The organism is Caballeronia sp. LZ019 (assembly GCF_031450825.1).
In the GTDB taxonomy this organism is placed as follows: Bacteria; Pseudomonadota; Gammaproteobacteria; order Burkholderiales; family Burkholderiaceae; genus Caballeronia.
Genome location: NZ_JARTVZ010000001.1, coordinates 155031 through 173654 on the forward strand (window position 1 = coordinate 155031; position 18624 = coordinate 173654).

The following is an 18624-nucleotide window of genomic DNA, read 5'->3' on the forward strand; positions in this document are numbered from 1 at the left end:
TTCATAGACGTTCGGGACACGAAAACGCGCGCAGGTCGGCGAGCCGGAAGGGATTCTCGACGCTGTTCGCCGTCACTTCGAAGCGCGCCTTGCGTCCCTCGATATCGAAGGTCACAACGAAGCGCTCCGGCTGGCCGGTCGGCTGCACGTCGACCCGGTCGAACATGCGAAAAAGCGCCCACGGTCCTTCGAAAACCAGATTGCTCGCCCCGTTCGACGGCGGCGGCGTCAGTTGCAGGCTCACGCGGCCGGAGCCTCGCGCGCCGGGCCACTGGACCGTCGCGGGAACCTGCGGGCCGTGCGCGTAGGTGAGAATCTGCCCGTCGATGTCGAGCGTGAAGGAAAGGATCGTCGGGTCCATGTCGAGCGGCTTGAACTGCAGCGCAAGCGCCGGCGTCTTGCCGCCGCCCCGGAAGAACACGCCGCGAATCGTGGCCGCGCGCTCGAACTGCGCGAGCCCGGCCGGACTGATCTGCGCCGCGCTCGAATCGGATTTCTTGAAGGCCCACGGTTTCGCGGATACATCGACGTCCTGCGCGAGATGCTTCTGGAAGAAATCGTCGAACTTGCCGCCGGGCGCGAACAGCGCGCCGAAGTCCTCGGGCAGCACGTCGCGTCCCGACGCCTGCACGAACGGATAACGACCGCCGAGCGCCCGATCGCAGAACGACGAAATCGATTCCTTCAGGTCCGCCGAAAGGTTCACGCGCCGCGCCTGCAGCGTTTCCGCCGCGCCCTGGCTGCCGAGATCGAGCAGCGCCGTGCGGATCGGCTCCGGCATGCGCGCAGCCTGCGAACGCAGCTTCGCGGGGGCGTCGGAGGGGGGCGGGGCGGTCTTCTGCTGCAAGGCTTCGTTGGTGGCGCTCAGGTACGCGTAGACATCGTTGATGAGGGCGAGCGTCTGCATGATCGGCGCGGGCTGCCCGGCGCCGGGACTCGTCGCGAGCGCGTGCAGCGCGGCGAAGCGATCGTTGACGATGCTTTCTAGCCGCGTGCCCGGCGCGACGGGCGCGATCTTCGTCGGGTCCGGTCCGCGGATGATCTTCTCCAGCCGCTTGCGCGCCGCGCTGATCCTGTCGTTCGCCTTGTCGACGACGGTCGTCTCGTCCTGTGGCTTCGCGGCGAGCGTCGTTTCACGCGATGCCGCCTGCACGAGCATCGCGAGCGGCGAATCGGGCGCGGAGAGAATGCGCGCGATCTGCGCCGATTGGGACAGGCTGTCCGCGCGCACGATGCGGATATCGTTCAGGAATTCCGTCCAGGTGCGCGCATAGTCCTGCAGATACAGCAGCCGCACGTCCTGCGTCAGCCGCTGCATCGCTGCCGGATCGCCGCGCCGCAGGCCGCTCTGATCGCGGATGCCGAGCACCCACGGTTCCTCGGCGGCGAGTTGCGCGGCGGTGTCGTCGACGGCCTTGAGAAACGCCTTGTGATAGCCGTCGAACGAATACAGGCCCGGCACGCCGCGCGTGAGCGGTGCGCCGCTCGCCCGCACGAAGACGAGTTGGGCATTCGGCCCGCCCGCGCGCGTGACGGTGAACTCGGGATAATCCGCGCCGACGCCTTGCTGCTTCACGCGCCCGTAGACCCGCTGCGCGAGCGTGCTGGCGGCGAGCATCGCGCGCACGCTCGCGACGAGCCGTTCGTCGAACGGTAGATTCGGATGCACGACGCCGCGCGACAGCAGGGCGTCGAGATGACGGGCGAGCGCCGCGCGTTCCTCGTTGCCGACATCGCGCGGCAGCGAGCGGTCCCAGTCGGTGACGATCCACACCTTCAGCGCATCCGGGTCCTGATGTTCGGGCTGATTCAGCATCAGATACGCCTTCAGCGCCTCGTACGCATAGCCCGGGTTCGACGCGTTCGCGCTGCGCGCCTGCTCCTCGATGCGCGCGGCCAGCTTCGGCAGGAACAGGTCGGTCAGGAGCCGTTCGTACGCGCCGGTCGCGGCCGCGTCGAGCTTCGCGCCTTGCCACAGGCCCCATTGCATCGCGAGCGGCGGATGCGCGGCATCGACTTGCGGCGTGGAGCCGAGCTTCTGCACGGCCGATAACAGCGGCAACTGCGCGACGAGACTCGCATTCGCCGCCGATGTCCCCGCTACCGCGTCCTTCGCGGTGCGCGCGGTCCGCTCGACGTCCTCGACATAGGCGCGATTGCGCAAATAGCTCGTACCCCAGAGCGCCAGCACGCACGCGCTCGCCGCCGCGATGCCCGCGTACGCCGACAGCCGCCGCACATGCCGCCGCCGCGCCCATTGCACGTTCGACCCGGCAAGTCCCTGCTCGGCGAAAACGACCTGCTTCAGCAGCCGCTCGATGAAGTAGCTGCGCCCGCTCGACGGACGCGGCGGCGTGCCACGCTCCACGCGGTCCATGCGGAAGGCGCGCGCGAGCGCACCCATCACGCGGTCGATCGGCGTGCCTTCCTGCGTGCCGCTCGTGAAGTAGACGCCGCGCAAGAAAGGCAGCTCGTCGTGCTTCGAGTGCATGAAGGTTGCGCTGAGCGCCTCGGCGAGAAGCGGCTTGAGCGCCGCGAACTGCTGAGGAAAGCCGATGATTGCCGCGCGCTCGGCCAGCCCGCTTTCCTGATGCAGACGATCGTGCAGCCGCCCGACGAGCCGCGCTTCGAGCGCATCGAGTTCCGCGTCGACGCGCGCGGCGAATTCGTCATCGGTCAGGGCGCGGCCCGGTTCGTACGCAAACGTGAAGCCGAAGACCTGCGCGCGCTCTTCCTTCGACATATCCGCGAAAAATTCGGTGAAGCCCGCGAGCAGGTCCGCCTTGGTCACGAGCACATAGACGGGAAAGCGCGTGCCGAACGCCTGGATCAGCTCGCGCATGCGGGCGCGCAGCGTCGCGGCCCGCTCAGCCACTCTCTCGCCGGCGCCGGCGTGCGAGGCCGCGAGCAGGTCGGGCACGGCGAGCGTGAGCAGCACGCCGTTGATCGGCTGGCGCGGGCGGGTTTTTTTCAGCAGCGCGAGAAAGCCTTGCCACGCGGCGTGATCGGCGTCGCGGTCGCTATCGTGCGTGGTGTAGCGGCCCGCTGTGTCGATCAGCACGGCTTCGTCGGTGAACCACCAGTCGCAGTTGCGGGTGCCGCCGACGCCGCGAATCTTGTCGGTGCCGAATCGCTCGGCGAGCGGGAAGCGCAGCCCCGAGTGGACGAGCGCCGTGGTCTTGCCCGCGCCCGGCGCGCCGATGAACATGTACCACGGCAACTGGTAGAGATATTGCCGCCCCGAGAACGTGATCCAGTCGCGCCAGCCGGGCTTGCCGCCGGACGCGGTGAGGCGCGCTTCCCGCAGCACGGCGAGCGCTTCGTCAAAGCGTTGCGCGAGCGTCGCGACTTCGGCTTCTCCGGCGCCCGGCGCGGCGGCGTGTGCGGGCGTCGTGTCATGGCTCGCGAGTCCCGCCGACAACGCCGCCTGCGTGCGCCGCGCCCGCCACGCGACGTAAAGCCGCCGCACCACGAGCAGCAATGCGACGCAGCAGATGGCGATGAACCGTGCCGTCGTGGATTCGAGCGGATAGTTGCCCGCGAACGACAGCAGCGGTCCCGCGATCCAGACCGCTCCGGCAATCAGCAGGAATCCGATGATCGTCAGCAGCACCGGATGAAAGAGGATCGACAGAATCTTCTTCATGTTCACGAACCCGGCCTGGCGAACAGCGTCACCTCCACCCGCCGGTTCCGCGCGCGGCCGGCGGGCGAGTCGTTGGGCGCGACGGGATCGGCGTCGCCTTGTCCTTCGGCCTTGAGGCGTGCAGCCGGGACGGTGGCCGCGAGCAGGTCGCGCACGTTCGCGGCCCGCTCCTGCGACAACTCCCAGTTCGACGGATAGCGCGCCGAGCGGATCGGCCGGTCGTCGGTGTGGCCGGTGACGAGCACGTTGCCTGGCACCGCGCCGAGCGCCGCCGCGATGCGCGCGATCAGCGGCTTCGTCTGCGCCGATACCTGCGCGCTGCCTGGGCTGAACACGTTGTCGCCACGCAGCGTGATGACCGAGCGATCCACGCGGTCGTCGACGTTGACGAGGCCATCGCGGATGTCCTGCGCGAGGAACTCGGCGAGGCGCGGCTTCGCCGCCTGCGTAACGACGAGAGGCCGCTGCGCCCCGGCGCGGATCGACGCGAGCGTGGCGAACGCCGGATCCGAGAGGCGGCCGAGCTGGAAGCTCATCGCCAGATACGCACCGGCGAGCAGCAGGAGCGCGAGCGCGCCCGCGACCCAGACCGGCAGCACGTCGGTCGTGCGTCGGCGCGCGGCGGGCACGCCTTCCCAGTGCGGCGACAGCGCCCGCTCGGGCTCGCCGCGTTCCTTGCGGATCAGTTGATGCAGCCGCACGCGAATGGCGTCGAGCGTTTGCCTGCCTTGCGCCGCCACGCGATAGCGTCCCTCGAAGCCGAGCGCCAGCACGATGTTCGACAGCTCCAGCAGATGCAGATGAACTGCGGGCTTCTGCGCGAGCCCCGCGAGCAAGTGGAAGACTTTCTCGCCGCCCCACGCTTCGTTATGAAACGTCACCAGCAGGCTTTGCCGCGCCCACACGCCCGCGCCCCACGGCGTGCCCGACGCGGCTTCGTCGAGCATCGTGCAGATCATGTAGCGCGCCGCCGTGACCTGTTCGGCGGGCACGCCGCACGCCCGCGCCTCCGACTCGAAGCGGCGCACCCCGGCGGCGAGGGAATCGCGGAGCGCGGCGGGATCGGCGCAGGCGCTCATCGCCCGGATGCGCGGCGCGAGCTGCAAAAGCGGCGCGCACGCGGCGACCAGCGGATTGACCGCGCCGCCGCGAACGAAGGCGGCATCGAAGGCGCGCGGGTCGGCATCCGCCGGGAACGCGCCTTCCGTGCCGCCGCTCGTGCGCGATTCGCTCGCGCCCGGAACGCGCCGTCGCGCGCCCGGATTCGGCTTGATGATCGTCTGGTCGGATTCGAATCCGGCGAAGGGATCGTCGTGGTTCGTCATGGCGTCGGGGAATCGATGCAGTCAGTGTCGGATGGCCCAGAACTCCAGCTCCAGCGCCGGAAACTCGCCTGCGATGTACATCGCCAGATTGCCGGTCTGCTCCAGCTCCTTCCATAGCTCGCCGCCGCGATCCAGTTCGAAGTACGAAAAGCCCGCGTGAAACGGAATCTGGCGCGGCGCGACCGGCATCGCCCGCAGCCCGATGCCCGGCAGCGCGAGATTGACGAGATCGCGCAGCTTCTCGGCGGGCGCGACCTTCACCTGCGTGGGAAAGCGCGTGCGCAGCGCTTCGCCTGGCATCTGCGCGTTGGCGGCGAGCACGAAACCCGCCGTTCGCACGAGTTCGAGATCGTTGATCATCGCGACGCGCACGCCGGGCTTGCGGCTCTGCAATTCGATCGCGACCGCGTCGGGCTCCCGCACTTGCGCAAGCAGTTGCCGCACGTCGCGCATGAGCGGCTCGAACGACGTGGCGATATCGTCGTGCCGATACGGCGGATACGCAGGCACGCGACGCCGTTCGTCGAAGGCGGCGAGATCGCCGGCGAACGCGAGCGTCGTCTGATAAAGGCGCTCGGGATGCAGAAGCGGCGACTGCAGCAGATGCCCGTATTGCGGTTCGAAGCGGTTGAGCGTCTGCAGCAGCAGAAAATCCGCGATTTCCGCGACACCCCCGCGTCCCGGATTCGCCAGCCGGCTCGCGAGCCGGTCCGCATGCTGATGCGCGAGACCGGCAAGCTCTTGCGCATGGCCGAGCAGGCGCGGGTCGGCGAGCGCGTGGAGCATCGGCGGGATGTAGGCGGGGTCGAGCAGCACGCGATTGTCCGCACGACGCTCGAGCACGCGCGCCAGGCCGATCGTCGCGAAAGCGTCGGTGGCGTCGCGCGCGAGCATGAGCCGCAGGTTCGGCGCGCCGACGCGAATCTGCGCGATGCGATCCGTGCTCGTCGTGATGTCCGCGACGGACGTGTCGCTCGTGCGATAACGCAGCGCATCGGCGCGGGCATCGGCGTTGCCGTCGGAATCGAATTCCTTGGCTCCGGCGCGCACCAGCGGCAGCGCGAGCAGGACGAGTTCATCGCGCGTGCCGGGCGGAATGTCGAGCGGCGGCGGCGCGGGCGCATCGTCGGGAAACGAGAACGCCGCGCCGTCGGGCAGCACGCCGAACGCCGACGACAGCGCGATCTTGCCGAGCCCGAGCGCGATGTCGTCGATCCTCACGTCAGCCCAGCCCCACGACCACGCTTCCGTCGCCCGTGCATGACAACGCACGAGATGCTCGATGAAGCGGTCATGTTGCTGAAAATGCTGCGGTTCGAGGAACAGGCCCTCGGACCAGATCATGCGTTGGTGCCAGGTCATGGTGGCTCGAAGTCTCACGCGTTGCCTTGCGCCCGGCGCTTCGACTGTCCGAACGCTCCGGTCAAAGAACGATTCAGCCAAACGATTTTGGAAGCCGCCGAGGCCCTGCCTGCGCTGCCGTTACTTTTTCTTCGATGGCGGCGGCGGCGCGGGCTGCGCGGCGATGGTGACGTCGGCGGCATCGACGCGCACGTTCATCAGCGTGGTCTGATTCGGCGGCACGGGCTCGGTCACGCGCCAGCGCGAGCGTTCGATATCGCGATACGCCGCCACGACCGCCACGAACTTCGTGCCCGGCTGCACGGCCTGCTCGACGCTGCGGGTATCGCCCGGGCGCAGCAGGAATTCGTTCTTCGCGTTGAGGTCGCCGCCGAGCGTTGCCTGGTCCTTGCCGTAGAGCGTGAAGAAGTCGGCGCTTTCGAACGCGGCGGTCGTTCTCAGTTCGTACACGCGCACGACGACGGGCGACGGCCGTCCCGTGCGGTCGGGATTCGCGCCATCGAGCGCATTCACGGTGATGCGAACGATGGTCGGCGCGGGCGGCGGAGGCGGCGCGGACTTGCACGCGGCGAGCGCCAGCGCGCAAAGCGGCACGGCGAAAAAACGCGCGCGGTTCATGAGTGGCCCGGTAAGTGACGTGCGACACAGCAGCAGACGAACCATGCCGCCGCGTTTTTTAAATCGGCTGCGGTGTTTCGTCTAATCGTGGCATCGCGCCGGCAGCGTGTCGGCGACGGATGCGAAGCGACGGTCATCGAGGAGCGCGTTCGTGAAACCGAATCAGCGTATGGCGCCGGCCCTTTCCCGCGACGCGGCGAGGCGGCTCGTCGCGGCGATCGCGCTGCTCGGCGCGGCTTGCATCGCACCGCGAGCCGATGCCGGGACCTCGCGCGACGAAGCCCTCACGCCCGCCGCGCGTCAGGCCGAAGCACGCGTGCGCGACGCCGAGACCATCGCGACGCTGTCCCAGGAAGGGCGGCTCCTGCTCGCACGCGATCAGGTGAAGCTCGACGGCTACGCGTACTGCAGCATGTCGGTGGCGGCGGCGGAGCGGGGGGATTTTCGGGAGAGCATCGAGGCGGCCTCGCGCGCGCTCGTCGTCGCGGCGCAAACGGACAACGCGAATCTCGCCGCGCTCTCGCGGCGCGATCTGGCCATCGCCTACAGCTATGCCGGCGATCTTCCCGATGCCGAACGCTACGCGAAGGAAGCCATCGCCGCCGGCGCGGGCAATCCGCAGCAAGTGCTCGCCCCGGCGCACAAAGTGCTCGGCGACATCGCGGCGCGGCGAGGCGATCCGGCCGCCGCGCTCGGGGAATATCGCGCGGCGCTCGCGGCGGCGTCGGCGCGTTATCGGCCGATGGTGCTGCTGTCGATCACGAACGCGCAGATCGCTGCCGGCGATGCGGCGGGCGCGCGCGCGACCTTCGCGCAGACAGCGGGCGTCGACGAGAGCCTGCTCGCGCCGCTCCGAAAGCGCATCGAAGGCAATCTGCTGCTCGCCGAGAACGAACCGCACGCGGCGCTCGACGCGTTCGCCGCCAGCGCCGCGAAAGGCGGCTCCGACGCCAGCTACGACAAGCTCTGGGCGCAGGAAGGCATGGGCCGCGCGTATCTGGCGCTCGGCGAACGCCGCAAGGCGCGCGACGCGTGGCTCGCCGCGCTCGACGAATCGGAGTCCATCCGCGCGCGTTTTCGCAGCGACGAGTTCAAGACCGGCCTGTTCTCCGATACGCAGACGGTCTTCGAGGAGACCATCGCGCTCGTCGTCGAAGATGGAGACTACGCGCTCGCATGGTCGCTCTCGGAAAAGAGCCGCAGTCGCGCGCTGCTCGATGTCGTGCGCAACCGGCTCGCCGGCAATGTCGACGAAACGCAGCTCAACGGCCGCGCGCTCTCGCTCGACGACGTGCGCGGCGCGCTGAAGCCCGGCGAGGCGATCATCGAATTTCACGGCCTTGGCGACAGGATGATCGCGTGGGTCGTGCGCGCCGATGGCATTCGCGGTTTCACGCTGCCGATCGCGCGCAAGGACATGGCGCTCGCCGTCGATGATTTTCGAAGCGCGATCGTGCGCGGGCGTCCACAGGCGCTGACCTATGGCGCGAAGCTCGACGCGCTTCTGATCGCGCCGCTCGGTCTGCGTGCCGGGGAGCGGCTCGTCATCGTGCCGAACGGGGCGTTGCACTACATGCCGTTCCAGGCGCTGCGCAACGCCGACGGATTCCTGATTCAGCGGCATGCGCTCGCGCTCGCGCCGTCGGCGAGCATCGCGGTGCAGCTCGTGCGGCGGCCCCAGCGCATCGCGAGCGATCTCGTCGCGTTCGGCAATCCGCGCATTGCGCCGGAATTCGATCTGCCGGGCGCGGAAGCCGAAGTCCGCGCGATCGGTCCGCTGTTCGCCAGGCGCGAAGCGTTCCTGCAGGGCGATGTCACGCGCAAGACCTTCAGCGACAACGCGCCGGCGGGCCGCATCGTGCATGTGGCGACGCACGCGCAGGCCGACACCGTCGATCCGCTGCACTCGCGCGTGCTGCTCGCGCCGGCTACGCAACCCGCCGACGGCCCCGACCCGATGCTCGCGCAGGACATCTACAACCTCAGGTTCGACTCGGTGGCGCTCGTCACGTTGTCCGCGTGCGAGACGGCGCTCGGGCGCATCGAGCGCGGCGACGAAATCATGGGCTTCACGCGCGCGTTCTTCTATGCGGGCGCATCGGCGCTGCTCGTGTCGATGTGGCCCGTCGCCGATGAGTCGACCGCGCTCACGATGCGCACGTTCTACGGCTCGCTCACGAAAGGCGAGGAGGCCATCGACGCGATGCGCGACGCGCAGCTCGCGGTGCTTGCGGATCGCAAGTTCGCGCATCCGTTCTACTGGGCGCCGTTCGACCTGATGGGCAACTGGCGGCTCACGGTCGCGCGCTGACAGCCGTGCGCCATGCGATCCCACTCGATAACGACGCCATGAAATCCTTCGCATCCCGTATCAAGCCGCGTCCGTGCGGCATCGTGCTCGGTGCGCTCGTTTCGGCAAGCGCATGGGCGCAGCAAGCACCGCTTCCCGGCACCCAGCAGACGCCGAGCGCCGGCACGCTGTTCAACCAGCAGCCGCGCCCCTCCATCGCCGCGCCGCCGCCCGGTGGCGCGAACGCGCTGCCTGCGCCGCCCGCCGCAGCCACGCCGCCTGTGCCCGAAGGCACGAAGTTCACGCTGAAGGGCGTGCGTTTCGCGGGCAACGAAGTGCTCGGCTCGGACGTGCTGCTGCCGCTCGTCGCGGACCGGATCGGCCAGGAAGTATCGATCGGCGATCTCGACGCGATGGCCGCGCGCATCGCGCAGGCGTATCGCGATCGCGGCTATCCGCTCGCGCAGGTCGTGATTCCGCCGCAGGACGTGACGAGCGGCGAGCTGACCTTCACCGTGCTCGAAGGCAAGATCGGCCGCGTGCGGCTGACGGTTGCGCCCGGTGCGCCGATCAGGGAACCGATGGTGCGCGCGCGGCTCTCGGCGATCGAGCCGGGCAAGCCGCTCAGGCAGGCGGAACTCGAACGCACGATGCTGCTGCTGTCGGACCTGCCCGGCATTCGCGTGAACTCGGCGCTGGAGACAGGCAGCGCGCCCGGCACCGTCGATCTGAACGTGACCGTCGAGCCCGTGCGCCGATGGAACTTCGCGGTCGCCGTCGACGATTACGGCGCTGCGCCCGCTGGCCGCTGGCGGCTCGGCGCGGTCGGGCGGCTCGCATCGCCGTTCGGCATCGGCGACAACCTCGACATCAATCTGCTCGCGGCCGAGCGCGCCGATACGGTCTACGGGCGCATCGGCTACGACGCGCCGATCAACGCCTACGGCACGCGCGCGGGCATCGCGTATTCGCATCTGTACTACTACCTCGGCAAGAACTTCTCGGCGCTGGACGCGCACGGCGATGCGGATGTCGTGACCGCGTCGATCTCGCACCCGCTGATCCGCTCGCGCAGCCAGAACCTGTTACTGCGCGGCGCGCTGGAGTATCGCTCGCTGACGGACAAGATCGGCAGCGTCAGCTTCGAGAATCCGCAGAAGCTGTACGTGGCGAGCGTGGGGCTGTCGTACGAGAGCCGCGACAGCTTTCTCGGCGGCGGCTTCAACAGCGCCGACGTGCAGCTCTCGTTCGCCCACCTGAACATCGACTCGGCGCTTGCCCGGCAGATCGATCAGGGCCCGTTCGGACGCCACGCGCAGGGCAACAGCGTGCGTCTGACGATGCAGGCGAACCGCCTCAACGCGATCACCCCGAAGACCAGCTTTTTCGTCGGCATGTCGGGGCAATGGGCGAACCAGAACCTCGACAGTTCGTCGCGCATCACGCTTGGCGGACCGCGCGCGGTGCGGGCGTACTCGCCGTCGGAGGCGGTCGTCGACGAAGGGCTGATCGGCACGGCCCAGCTTCGCTATGCGGTGATTCCGTCGCTCACGCTGTCCGCATTCTTCGATATCGGCGTCGGACGATACAACGCGCGCGCGATTCCGGGACAAGGCGCGAACACGGTGACGCGCAGCGGCGCGGGCATCGGCGCGTTCTGGAACGGGCCGTACGGCATCACGGTGGACGGCAGCATCGCGTGGCGCACGACCGGCCCCGACACCACCGGCGACGACAAGCTGCCGCGCGTCTACGTTCAGATATCGAAATCGTTCTAGCCAGGAGCGCGCAATGAACGACATCACTTGCCTTCGGGACCGCAGGCATCGCCGGGAATGGCAACGCGCGATCAGGCGGCTCGCGAAGCGCGCCGCGCGCGGCGCCGGGCTGGAAGTGCGCGCGTCGGCGCTTCTGCCGCTTCTCGTGCTGGTCGCCGCGCCCGGCGCATTCGCGCTGCCGGTCGGGGAGAACGTCGTCGCGGGCAATGTCGCGATCAACCGGCCGAATCCGAACGCGATGACGATCACGCAAGGCTCGCAAAAAGGCATCGTGAACTGGAACGGCTTCTCGATCCAGGGCAACGAGCGCGTCGATATCTCGCAGCCGTCGGCGCAGGCGGTGCTGCTCAATCGCGTCGTCGGCAATGACGCAAGCCGCATCGCGGGACAGCTCAATGCGAACGGGCAGGTGTTCCTCGTCAACCCGGCAGGCGTGATGTTCGCGCGTGGCGCGTCGATCAACGTGGGGTCGCTCGTCGCATCGACGCTCGGCATTTCGAACGACGCGTTCCTCGCCGGCAAATACCACTTCGCGCAGCAAGGCGCGGCTGCAGGCAAGGTGACGAACGAAGCCGCCATCAATGCAGCGCCGGGCGGGGCGGTTGCGTTGCTGGGCGCGCAGGTTGACAACAGCGGCCACGTCAGCGCGACGCTCGGCAAGATCGCGCTGGGCGCGGGCAGCGACATCACGCTCGACTTCGCGGGCGACGGCCTCACGATGCTGAAGGTGAACGACAAGGTGGCGAACGCGCTCGTGAACAACGCGGGCGTGCTGCAGGCCGACGGCGGGCAGATCGTGATGTCCGCGCGCGCCGCCGACGAAGCCGCCGCGAGCGTGCTCAACCAGACGGGGACGGTGCGCGCGCGAAGCATCGAGGCGCGCAACGGGCGCATCGTGCTCGATGGCGGGACCTCGGGCGTGACGGATATCGCCGGCACGCTCGACGCCAGCGCGCCGGATGGCGGCGCGGGCGGGCGCATCGACGTGACCGGACATCACCTCGCGGTGAACGACGGCGCGCGCATCGATGCAAGCGGCGCGGCGGGCGGCGGGCGGGTGCGCGTGGGCGGCGGCGCGGCGGGCAAGGAGACGGATATCCGCAACGCGGATGCGCTGTGGATGAGCCCGAGCGCGCAAGTGCGAGCCGATGCGCTCGCCGCGGGCGACGGCGGCAACATCGTCATGTACGGGACGGAGGCGGCGCGCGTCCACGGCATGGTGTCGGCGCAAGGCGGCGCGCAGCGCGGCAATGGCGGCCTCGTGGAAACGTCCGGACGGTATCTCCACACGGACGGCGCGCGGATTCGTCTCGGCGCGCCGATGGGGCACGGCGGCCAATGGCTGCTCGATCCCGCGAACATCGAGATCGTGACCACCGCGCCGTCGACCCTGAGCGCGCCGCAGTCAAGCGCCGATCCCGGCTCGAACACCGTCACGTTCTCGCCCGGCAGCGGCAACAGCTACGTGCTCGCGGACGCCGTCAGCAATCAGTTGAGCGAGGGTGTCTCGGTAACGATCTCGACCAGCGCGGCCGACCCGACGCCCGGCAACGGCGACATCACGATGAACCGTGGCGTCGTCATCACGAAGGCGGGGCCGGCGCCCGTGCCCGACGCGACGCTCACGCTCAGCGCGGCCGGCTCCATCATCCTGTCGGGGCAGATCGGCGGCGATGCCCCGGAAGCCTCGCCTGCCGGACGCCTGAACGTCGTGCTCGACGCGAATCAGAGCCAGGCGGCGGACGGCGTGAACCGCATCGTTTTGTCCGCCGCTTCGATCGGCGCCAACGGCGGCTTCGTGACGATCGGCGTGCCGGCTCCGCTCGCGGGCACCCCCGCCGCCGCGACGGCGTTCGACGGCGCGGCGATAGGCTTGTCAGGCGCGACGATCGATACCACCGTGCTCACCGCGTCGCCGGGAACGGGGACGGGCTCGATCACGATCAACGGACGGGGCGCGCTGACCGTTCCGGTTCCGCCCGACGGCTCGGGCCAGACGCCGGCGCAGTTTCCGACCGGCACGCCGCTCGCCGCCGTCAACATGATCGACTCGACGCTCGCGACGTCCATCGGCGCGATCTCGATCAACGGCGAGAGCGGCGCCGCGACGCCGCTCGCAACGGGCGGCGTGTCGATCATCGGCAATACGCGGATCAGTTCGGCGAGCGGCGCTATCGGCATTCGCGGCGTCGCGCAGACCGTGCCGGCTTCGTCGGCGAGCCTGTCGACGGGCGTGTCGGCGTTCGGCGTCGCGCTCGTTCCGACGACGGGCAGCACCGTACAGGGGCCGAGCGTGCTGTCGGACTCGGGCAGCATCGTCATCGATGGCGCCGCGCCGGACGTGCAGGCATCGACATCGGTCAACGGCGCGGGACTGCGTCTGGAACGCACGACCATCAGCACCGCGAGCGGCGATGTATCGGCGATCGGCCGCGCGCCGGCGTATCCGGCGAGCGTGACAGCCGGGTCGAGCCGCGTCGACGGCGTCGAAGTGGTTGGCGCAACGCTGGCATCGGGCGGGCGGATGCTCGTGCAAGGCACGGTGCAGCCGGGCGCCACGCCGTTGACGGGCGTGCCGGGCGCGGGCGTCACGATCACGGGCAACGGGGATGCGTCGAGTTCGATCACATCGAGCGCGGCGGACGTGCGGATTTTCGGCGGCGGCAACGGACTGCCGGGCGTGTCGCTGCAAGGCGCTGCCGGCGGTGGCAACACGCGGCAAGTTGACGTCCGCGCGGCCAACGGCGACATCGACATACGCGGCTACACGACCGGTCAGCCCAACGACGGCGCGTTCTTCCCCGGCGTGCAGATGAGCAATGCGTCCGTCACCGCCGAGGGCGACGCGCATCAGGTGTCCGTCACCGGAACGGCGCCCGGGTCCGCGCCCGGCATCGCGCTGAACGATGCGGTGATCTCGGCGGGACGCGATCCGGACGCCTATGAAGTCTCCGACACGGGCGGCACGCTCCTGCTGCGCGCGACGAGCGGCGCCGGTGTGCCCATCACGGTCACGACGGTTTCGACCGCGGTGTCGTCGTCGCTATTCGCGCCGGGCGGCAACCTCGTGTTCGTGCCGGGGAGCCTTGCGCCGGACACGTTCGACATCGTCGCCGCCAACGCCGTCCCGATCGATGTCGGCGGGTCGGCCAACGGCTTCACGCTCACGCAGCCGGTGCTCGCGCAGATTTCGCCGAATGTGTCGAACGTGATCGTCGGTTCGTTGACGCATACGGGGCCGATCACGTTGAGCGTCAACGCGCCGACAACCGGCTCGCAGGCGCTCACGCTCGCCAACGGCGGCGAGGGCAGCCAGGGCATCGCGCTGCCGGCCGGCTTTTCCGGCGATACGCTGACCTTGCACTCGGCCGGTACGGTGACGGAAAGCGGCGCGGGCATTCAGGCCTCGACGCTCGATCTGATCGGGCCGGGTGTGTTCGAGCTGGCGACCGCGCCGAATCGGATCGGCTCGGTGAGTTTCTCCGGCACGCGCGACGTGCGGCTCACGAGCGCGGGCGACATCGGCATCGTCGATCCGGCGGGCTATACGTTCGATGGCGCAACGGCGCGCGTGGTGCCGCCGACCGCCGTGGGCGCAACGCTCGGCGGCAGTCTCGACTTGCGCACGACCGATGGCGGCGAAGGCGGCGCGGGCGCGATCGACGCGAGCGTGCCCATCGTCGCGAATGCGGCCGGTCCCGCGACGCTCGCCTTCCATTCGAGCGACGTGCTCAATCTGCGGAACGACATCACGTCGGCAGGCGGGCCGCTCGATATCGTCGCCGATGCGCGCAACGCGATCATCGCGCTCGGCAATGCGGGCGAAGGCGCGGCGTATCGCATCCGCTTGTTGACCAACGGCGGCAACGTCACGATGGGCACGTTCGACGGCGGCCCGACCGGCTTCGATGGCGCGACGCTGCAAATCCGGTCCACGGACATCGACACGCGCGGCGGCGCGGGTGGCGGCAACGTTACGCTGCATGGCGTCGCGCCGCAGCAAGTTTCTTCAGGCGACGGCGGCGGATCGTTCCCGGCCTTCGGCACGCCTTACGGCGTCGATCTGAACGACGCGACGGTTTCGTCGGGCACGGGAAGCATCGCGGTGCAAGGGCAGAGCCTGAATCCGGCAGCGAACGCGGGCGGCGGCGTGATCCTGCGCAACGCGGGCAACGCGGCGGGCGTGACGCCCGGCCCGACGCGGCTCGTTTCATCCGCGACGGACAGCGCGGGCGGCAGCGCCATCCGCGTCTACGGCACGGCGAGCGGCGCGGGTAATCACGGCGTCGCGATGCTCGACAGCGCATCGCTCGAAGCAACGAACGGCGCGGTCGATGTGCGCGGGGCCACGACCGGCGCAACCGCCGATGGCTACGGCGCGTTGCTGTGGTCCGGCTCGATCGCGGCGGCGAACGTGCGCGTCGCCGGGTCGGGGAGTTCGGCCACGCCGGGCATCGGCATCGGCGGGGTGAGTCTGCCGCCGAACGCGGAACCGGGCGCGCCGGGGTTTTTCATCGGCGCGAACGCGGCAGGCGCGGTGATCCTGCGTCCGGCCAACAACGGCTCCGGCAGCAGTCTCGCCGTGCGCAGCGGACCGGCTACCATCGCCGCGCCGGGCGGCACGCTCGCCATCGCGCCGGGGTCGGTCGATCCGTCGAGCTTCGCCGTGCTCGCGCAGGCCAGCATCCCGATCACGCTGTTCGGAACGAGCGCGACACCCGGCCTGTCGATCGATGCCGCGAGCTATCAGGCGTTCTCGCCCGCAATCTCGACGCTCGTGCTCGGTTCGTTGACGCAAAGCGGGCGCATCACGGTCGCGGGCGCGTGCGCGGGCGGCACGGGCTGTGTGCCGCGTCCCGGCGTCGCGACGAATCTCACGCTGCAGAACACCGGCGCGGGAAGCCGGGGCATCGATCTTCCGTCGGGCATTGCGTTGCCCGGCAAGACGCTCGCGCTCGTCTCCTCGGGCCCCGTCACCGATCCGGGCGGCATAGAGGCGCAGACGCTGTTGCTCGGAGGCAGCATCGGCGACTTCGATCTCATCGATGCGGGCAACGACGTCGGCCTGCTCGCGCTCGCCGGCGCGCGCGATGTGCGGTTCTCGAATTCGCACGGTTTCGTCATCGGCACAGCGGGCGCGAACGGCTTCGACGGCGCGACGGGCAATGTCGCCGCCATCGCCGCGCAGCAGCCGAACGTGACGCGCAACCTGACCGCCATCGCGGATACGGGCGCGATCGCGCTCGGCACGCCCGGCGCGCCGGCGAACCTGATCGCAGGCGGCGACATCGACCTGGTGATGCAACAGGGCGTATTCCAGAACGATGCGGGCGGCACGCTCGCCGCCGGCAACGCGTGGCGGGTGTGGACCGCGCGGCGCACGGACGAGAACCGCAACGGCATCGATCCGGGCGGCGCGCTGCCGAACTTCTATGGCTGCGTCTACGGCGGCATCTGCAGCTGGAACGGCCAGCTTTCGCAGAACGTGGTCCCGGCGACCGGCAATCACTTCGTGTATGCACAGCGGCCGAAGGTCACCGTCACGATCGGCAATCAGACCCGCGCTGAAGGCACGCCGAACGGCCCGTTCGCGTTCGATGTGACCGGCCTGCTCGATGGCGATTCGCGCGGCTCGAGCATCGCAGGCGGCCCGCTGCGTTCGCCCGCGACGCCGGGTTCGCCGGCGGGCAAGTATCCGATCGACGGCGCATTCGCGTCGCCTGTGGGATACGAGGTCGTGGTGCAGCCGGGCACGCTCACCGTCACGCCGATGCAGCTTCAGGGCGCGGTCTTCAATCGCAGCGGCCTGCAGCCGCTTTTCACGGCGCAGGAGCAGAGCTTCGTCTACGAGAGCAACCTGGGCGGCATCAACATCTGCGTGGGGACGAACGAGCCGATCCTTGCGCTGCAGCAGGCCGAAGGCGAAGCGGACACACTCGCGGCGGAATGGAAGCGCGTGCGCTCGCGGCCGAATCTCAACAACTGCCTCGTCGTGGACGGCCAGCACGGCTGCGGCGAATTCTGAGCGGGGCCGCGATGATCGATATCGAACCGCTGCTCGCGCCGACCGAATCCATGCCGCCCGCGGGCATCGACCTGGAGTACGACGCGGCGTTTCTCGCCTTCGAAGCGCTCGCCCGCGAAAGCCCCACGCGCCAGTTCGACGCGCCCGCCGAGCCGCCGCCCTGGGCCGACGTGCTCGAACAGGGGCAAGCGCTGCTGGCCCGTTCGAAGGACCTGCGCGTGGCCGTGGCGTGGACGCGGGCGGCGTCGCACGTGCAGGGCCTTGCGGGCTTTCTCGCGGGCATGCGCCTGCTGACGGGCCTGCTCGAACGCTACTGGGACGGTCTTTTTCCGCGACTGGATACTGACGACGACAACGACGCCGCGCTGCGCATCAACGCGCTCGCGCCGCTCGCGGATGCCTATACGCCGTTCGCCGAAGCCGAGACGCTGCTGCACGATTTGCGCGAATGCGAAGTCTGCCGCGTGCATGGCGAGCGGCTGACCGTGCGCGACATGCTGGTCGCGCAGGGCAGGCTCCCGCCGCAGGAAGGCGCGGCAGCGGCGAGCCTGCCGCGCGTCGAGGGCATCCTGGCGGATGCGCTCGCGCACGATCCCGCGCTGCTTGCTCAGGCGCTCGAACTGGCCGACGCCGTGCAGTCGCTCGCCGATTGCATCGCGCGGAAGCTCGGCGCGGAGCGTGCTCCGTCGATGACCGCGCTGACGATGGCCGCACGCCAGATCGCCGCGCAGTGCCGCGCGGTCGCGCCGCCGCTCGATGCGCGCGATGAACCGGCTCCGGTTATCGATGACCCCGCGCCGGCGATCCATCGCGGGGTCGCGAGTCCCGGCGAGATCGCGACGCGCGAGCAGGCGACCGCCGCGCTCGACGCCGTCTGCGCGTTCCTCGAGCGCACCGAGCCGGCGAGCCCCGCGCCGCTTTTGATTCGCCGCGCGCGCGGGCTGATCGGCAAGGACTTTCTCGCGGTGATGCAGGACCTCGCGCCCGACAGCCTCGCGCAGATTCATCTGATCGCGGGAACGAAGCCGCAGTGACGCGTTGAAACGGCGCGCGCGTGAATCGTCTTTCGAACGTCACAGAGCGGGACAACGAGGAGAACGAGATGAGCGGACGCGATTTCCTTCAGCCGGGGCCGATGCAGGTCATCGATGGCGTGCGTATCGGCGAGCTGATCGGATTCAGCGGCGATGGCGCGCGCCCGCTCGTCGTCTATCCGGGGCAGCCGGGCGGCGCGGCGTTGCCCGCGCGGACCATTCCCGATGTGCGCGGCGCGCATATCGGCTGCGAAGTGCTTCTGATGTTCGATGGCGGCGATCCGGCGCGGCCGGTCATCATCGGCTGTCTGCGCGAAGACCGCGCGTGGCCGCTCGATGAAGCGCCCGCGCAGGTCGAAGCCGATGCGGACGGCGAGCGGCTCGTCGTGACCGCGAAGGAGGAGATCGTGTTGCGCTGCGGGCAGGCGAGCATCACGCTGACCAAGGCCGGCAAAGTGCTGATCCGCGGCACATATGTGTCGAGCCGGTTGACGGGTGTGAACCGCATCAAGGGCGGATCGGTGCAGCTCAATTGATCGCTCAACT

The 18624-nt window shown here is 69.4% G+C and carries 9 protein-coding genes; 5 read left to right on the top strand and 4 right to left on the bottom strand.

Features of this window, described 5'->3' with window-relative positions; all coding sequences use genetic code 11:
• Nucleotide 1 precedes the first annotated feature (1 nt).
• The 4 genes from tssM to tssJ all read right to left on the bottom strand — a co-directional run bounded on the left by tssM (nt 2) and on the right by tssJ (nt 6951).
• Nucleotides 2-3646, bottom strand: coding sequence for a type VI secretion system membrane subunit TssM (gene tssM / locus P9255_RS00690; protein ID WP_309789025.1), 3645 nt, complete (start codon nt 3644-3646; stop codon nt 2-4).
• A gap of 2 nt (nt 3647-3648) precedes the next feature.
• The gene (locus tag P9255_RS00695; RefSeq protein ID WP_309768328.1) at nt 3649-4971 is read right to left on the bottom strand and encodes a DotU family type VI secretion system protein; all 1323 of its coding nucleotides are present in this window, start codon (nt 4969-4971) and stop codon (nt 3649-3651) included.
• A 21-nt stretch (nt 4972-4992) separates the two neighbouring features.
• Nucleotides 4993-6333: a type VI secretion system baseplate subunit TssK gene (gene tssK, locus P9255_RS00700; protein WP_309768330.1), complete on the bottom strand. Its 1341-nt coding sequence runs from the start codon at nt 6331-6333 to the stop codon at nt 4993-4995.
• A 120-nt stretch (nt 6334-6453) separates the two neighbouring features.
• Nucleotides 6454-6951 (bottom strand): type VI secretion system lipoprotein TssJ, encoded by a 498-nt coding sequence (gene tssJ, locus P9255_RS00705; RefSeq protein ID WP_309789026.1) that lies wholly within the window; start codon nt 6949-6951, stop codon nt 6454-6456.
• A 151-nt stretch (nt 6952-7102) separates the two neighbouring features.
• On the opposite strand from tssJ, the gene P9255_RS00710 reads away from it, so the two are divergent.
• From P9255_RS00710 to P9255_RS00730, 5 genes are read left to right on the top strand one after another with little or no spacing between them, the layout of a single operon-like run.
• Nucleotides 7103-9262, top strand: a complete 2160-nt coding sequence (locus P9255_RS00710; protein ID WP_309768333.1) for a CHAT domain-containing tetratricopeptide repeat protein — start codon at nt 7103-7105, stop codon at nt 9260-9262.
• 38 nt (nt 9263-9300) lie between these two features.
• A complete protein-coding gene (locus P9255_RS00715) occupies nt 9301-11019 on the top strand; it encodes a ShlB/FhaC/HecB family hemolysin secretion/activation protein (RefSeq protein WP_309768334.1) in 1719 nt (572 codons plus the stop codon).
• Nucleotides 11020-11032: 13 nt separating this feature from the next.
• A complete protein-coding gene (locus P9255_RS00720; protein WP_309789027.1) occupies nt 11033-17044 on the top strand; it encodes a filamentous hemagglutinin N-terminal domain-containing protein in 6012 nt (2003 codons plus the stop codon).
• An 11-nt stretch (nt 17045-17055) separates the two neighbouring features.
• Nucleotides 17056-18078: a type VI secretion system protein TssA gene (tssA, locus tag P9255_RS00725; protein WP_309768337.1), complete on the top strand. Its 1023-nt coding sequence runs from the start codon at nt 17056-17058 to the stop codon at nt 18076-18078.
• Between the two features lie 20 nt (nt 18079-18098).
• The gene (locus P9255_RS00730) at nt 18099-18614 is read left to right on the top strand and encodes a DUF6484 domain-containing protein (RefSeq protein ID WP_309789028.1); all 516 of its coding nucleotides are present in this window, start codon (nt 18099-18101) and stop codon (nt 18612-18614) included.
• Nucleotides 18615-18624 lie beyond the last annotated feature (10 nt).

Coding starts and splice junctions, on each gene's coding strand:
- tssM (WP_309789025.1), bottom strand. CDS start 3,646: ATGAAGAAGATTCTGTCGATCCTCTTTCATCCGGTGCTGCTGACGATC.
- P9255_RS00695 (WP_309768328.1), bottom strand. CDS start 4,971: ATGACGAACCACGACGATCCCTTCGCCGGATTCGAATCCGACCAGACG.
- tssK (WP_309768330.1), bottom strand. CDS start 6,333: ATGACCTGGCACCAACGCATGATCTGGTCCGAGGGCCTGTTCCTCGAA.
- tssJ (WP_309789026.1), bottom strand. CDS start 6,951: ATGAACCGCGCGCGTTTTTTCGCCGTGCCGCTTTGCGCGCTGGCGCTC.
- P9255_RS00715 (WP_309768334.1), top strand. CDS start 9,301: ATGAAATCCTTCGCATCCCGTATCAAGCCGCGTCCGTGCGGCATCGTG.
- P9255_RS00720 (WP_309789027.1), top strand. CDS start 11,033: ATGAACGACATCACTTGCCTTCGGGACCGCAGGCATCGCCGGGAATGG.
- tssA (WP_309768337.1), top strand. CDS start 17,056: ATGATCGATATCGAACCGCTGCTCGCGCCGACCGAATCCATGCCGCCC.